The sequence below is a fragment of the Bacillus sp. sid0103 genome, assembly GCF_019219025.1.
This window is the reverse complement of sequence record NZ_JAHUWN010000074.1, coordinates 1-3,028: the sequence shown is the minus strand read 5'-3', so window position 1 is coordinate 3,028 and position 3,028 is coordinate 1. Positions and strand designations below refer to the sequence as shown.

Here is a 3,028-nt window from a genome sequence, read left to right as displayed (position 1 = left end):
CCAAACAATACAAAACCTTCCAAAAGTTTAGGTTAGGAAGGTTATTTGGCATGCTTATTTTTAGTATATCATGTGATTTTTAGGATTTTTATTGAAAAATATTGACAAACTATTAGCTGGTTTAGTTTAAGTACAATGCTTCACAATCTTGCTTTATTTATAGGGTATTGCATCATTACCAAAATAATTGATACCTCCCATTTATCAACCCGTATAACTTACCTTTAGTACACTTATATTAACTTTGAGGTGTTTACATATACCAAAAAAGAGTATTATTTATATTTGTTTATTCTTCACTACTTTGTGTTTTGTTTTTATGTACACCTGCTATCGAATCAAATATATCAGCGTACTCGTCGTCTTTCGCACATCATATTCTTTGTTATTAAAGGCAAAAGGACAAGGTCTTATTCATACGAAAGAAAGCGATTCTCTGTTTTTGGAGAACCGCTTTTTTCTTATTTGGAAACGGATTTAACACCTAAATATTCTTCAAGTGTAATCCCGCGATTATTAATTGGTTTCGAAATGTTACCAACGTAACGAAGATGCCACGGCTCATGTTTATAACCCGTAATGGATTCTTTTCCTTTTGGGTAACGAACAATAAACCCATAATTCGCACTGTTTTTACTCAACCAATTCGCTTCTTTTCTGTTTCCGAAACAGGACGAAACTGCACATATTCCGTCTGTTCCGCTTACATCAATCGCTAAACCTGTTTGATGCTCACTTGTGCCCGGAATCGCACTGTATGTTACCGCTTTTTCAAATCCATCTCTTTTAACATAATTGTTAAACAATACTTTTTGTGTAGAATAAGAACGATACGCAGATACCCCACTTAAATAAATTCCATCTTTTTTTGCGGCAGCAAACATCTTTTCCAAACTTTTAGCCGCTTCCCATCTCATTTTACGTTTTTCAATTTTTTCTTTGAATAGAAAAGGTACTTCCGGAAATACTAAATTCTTCGGTACATAAGTAACAGGTAAATAATATTTTTTATTTACAACGGTTGCTATCGAAGATGGATAGGGAGTTAAGGCCACAGCGCTTATTCTTGTTTTCCGTTTTTTATTAAGGTTTTTATCGGTTGAATTCGATATGTTCATTTGATTTATTTTGGGCGTCTTAGGTGAAGATGATTCATTTGATTTTTTGTTGCATCCAGTAAGACTAATTATTAAAAAGAACATCAAAAGGACACTGATGTTTTTCTTAATCACGTATCATAACCTCCTTTAAGGTTACTTTTATAATGTCTTATTAAAAGCAGGTTTAATCTTGGAAATTATTGAAGAATCCGTGCCGTTAGTTCAAAAAGAAGAAGCTGCCTCGATGACAGCTCCGTTCTTCAACTATTGCACCCGTTACTTTAAGTATATTTTTTCACAAAGTTGCCTAAGTAATTTTATAATTTTTATGATTGACTATGGTTGTAATTGGTTCGTCTTTTTCTTTATTGTATCCATACTCAACAATAACAGAATTTTCTCTTACAACCTTAACAATTCCTTCATAGCTTTTCCCTTCACGCTTAAATAAAATATTATCCCCAATTTTAGCAGTTGCCATTTTATCACTCTGAACTTATTATTTTCAGCAAAGATAAAAAAATGCAGGAACAATTAAAATACAAGCTGTAATATTACGAATAAAAAAGAAGGCTGCCGCAACCCTTTGTCCAATTGGAATGTTATTCTGCTTAACCAAGTCGGTGTTTCAATTACTTTTATCGGATAAATCGAATAAATATATGAACCGAGAGTAACACTACACATAAAACTAATGTGGGGTATTAATGACATGAAACAGATTATTCTCTGGTCAATCTTGATATTGCCTTGGGCGTCCTTGTTTTTTTTGAAAATGGATACTGTACGCAGGTACATGCCGGTCGCTCTATTTATGACCGTTATTGATACCTTGGCATATCAAGCGGCTTACCATTACGGATGGTGGAAAGAGACAGGTTCCAGTCTGTTCGGGTGGGATAAAGTCGCCCCGGTTCCTTGGGTGTATGGAGCATATTTAGTTATAGTTATCTGGGTATTCCGCTTTACTTTCGGGAAATTTTGGATGTATTTGACTGTCAATATACTTTTGGACGGGTTATTTATGTACTTCGTTTACCCGGTATGGCAACGGATGGGGCTTGTTTCGAGTGAATCGACTTTGTCTACAATAGCCATTGTTGCTATGATGGTCGGTTTTGCGCTTATCATCTATCTGTATCAACTGTGGCAGGACGAAGTGTTCAAACAGCCAAAGCGAAACTCATAAATGACCAAGAACTGACTTGACGTCCCCTTCATTGGAGAAGGAAAGCGAAGTAACCGAAAATATGGAGATTTCCATATCCATTCGGTACAAAGTACGTGTACACAGGACAGGGAATGGTAAAATCTTTATTCTATGGTTTCTTCCAATAGAGACTGTCCTTTTTTATTTTTACTGCACAATTTTGGTCAATGCGACATTGAAGAGTCAAATTACTTCTTCCACTAACCTGCCCCGTAAGTAAAACAAAAAAAGATCGTCACAGCAATCCCCGTTTAACTCTTGCACCCGTTAATTCAAGAACAATTAGATTAAAGAAATGGTTCAATGATTCCGTATACCCCGACAGCCAAACATAAAAGTCCCCCCACCAAAAATTAAAAGAGACAGGTAACGGGGTTATATACCTGATATGGTCATAAGTTTTATTGTGCAAGAAACGTTCCCTTGTGGCATGGAAGAACATATAAATTGCAAGAACTCCAACTATAAAGCTGAAAATACCAGCATAAAAATCTTTTCCCATTCCATTAACCTCTACCTATCTTAAATTTCATCTCTCTAATACGTTTCCCCAACCAATATTGTACCAATGCTTGTTGCACTAACCTGCTCCGTTAGAATTCCTGTAGGCAGCTAATTTTCAACTTTGAAAAAAAATAGGTCCCTCAGTAAGATATGAGTATAGACACCACTCTAACTCAAAACCTTAAGGAGGAACCCTTATATGAATTTTAAGATG

Annotated in this window: 4 protein-coding genes; 1 reads left to right on the top strand and 3 read right to left on the bottom strand. The window is 35.4% G+C overall.

Annotated features, from left to right (window positions below; translation table 11 throughout):
* Positions 1 to 461: 461 nt before the first annotated feature.
* A complete protein-coding gene (locus tag KW850_RS32380) occupies positions 462 to 1,232 on the bottom strand; it encodes a M15 family metallopeptidase (protein WP_308128895.1) in 771 nt (256 codons plus the stop codon).
* A gap of 175 nt (positions 1,233 to 1,407) precedes the next feature.
* Positions 1,408 to 1,581, bottom strand: a complete 174-nt coding sequence (locus KW850_RS32375; protein WP_218351695.1) for a DUF2187 family protein — start codon at positions 1,579 to 1,581, stop codon at positions 1,408 to 1,410.
* 231 nt (positions 1,582 to 1,812) lie between these two features.
* On the opposite strand from KW850_RS32375, the gene KW850_RS32370 reads away from it, so the two are divergent.
* Complete coding sequence (locus KW850_RS32370) at positions 1,813 to 2,289, top strand: hypothetical protein (protein WP_218351694.1); 477 nt, start codon at positions 1,813 to 1,815, stop codon at positions 2,287 to 2,289.
* A 256-nt stretch (positions 2,290 to 2,545) separates the two neighbouring features.
* On the opposite strand, the gene KW850_RS32365 is transcribed toward KW850_RS32370, so the two are convergent.
* Positions 2,546 to 2,812, bottom strand: a complete 267-nt coding sequence (locus tag KW850_RS32365) for a hypothetical protein (protein WP_218351693.1) — start codon at positions 2,810 to 2,812, stop codon at positions 2,546 to 2,548.
* Positions 2,813 to 3,028 lie beyond the last annotated feature (216 nt).

Coding starts and splice junctions, on each gene's coding strand:
- KW850_RS32375 (WP_218351695.1), bottom strand. CDS start 1,581: ATGGCAACTGCTAAAATTGGGGATAATATTTTATTTAAGCGTGAAGGG.
- KW850_RS32370 (WP_218351694.1), top strand. CDS start 1,813: ATGAAACAGATTATTCTCTGGTCAATCTTGATATTGCCTTGGGCGTCC.
- KW850_RS32365 (WP_218351693.1), bottom strand. CDS start 2,812: ATGGGAAAAGATTTTTATGCTGGTATTTTCAGCTTTATAGTTGGAGTT.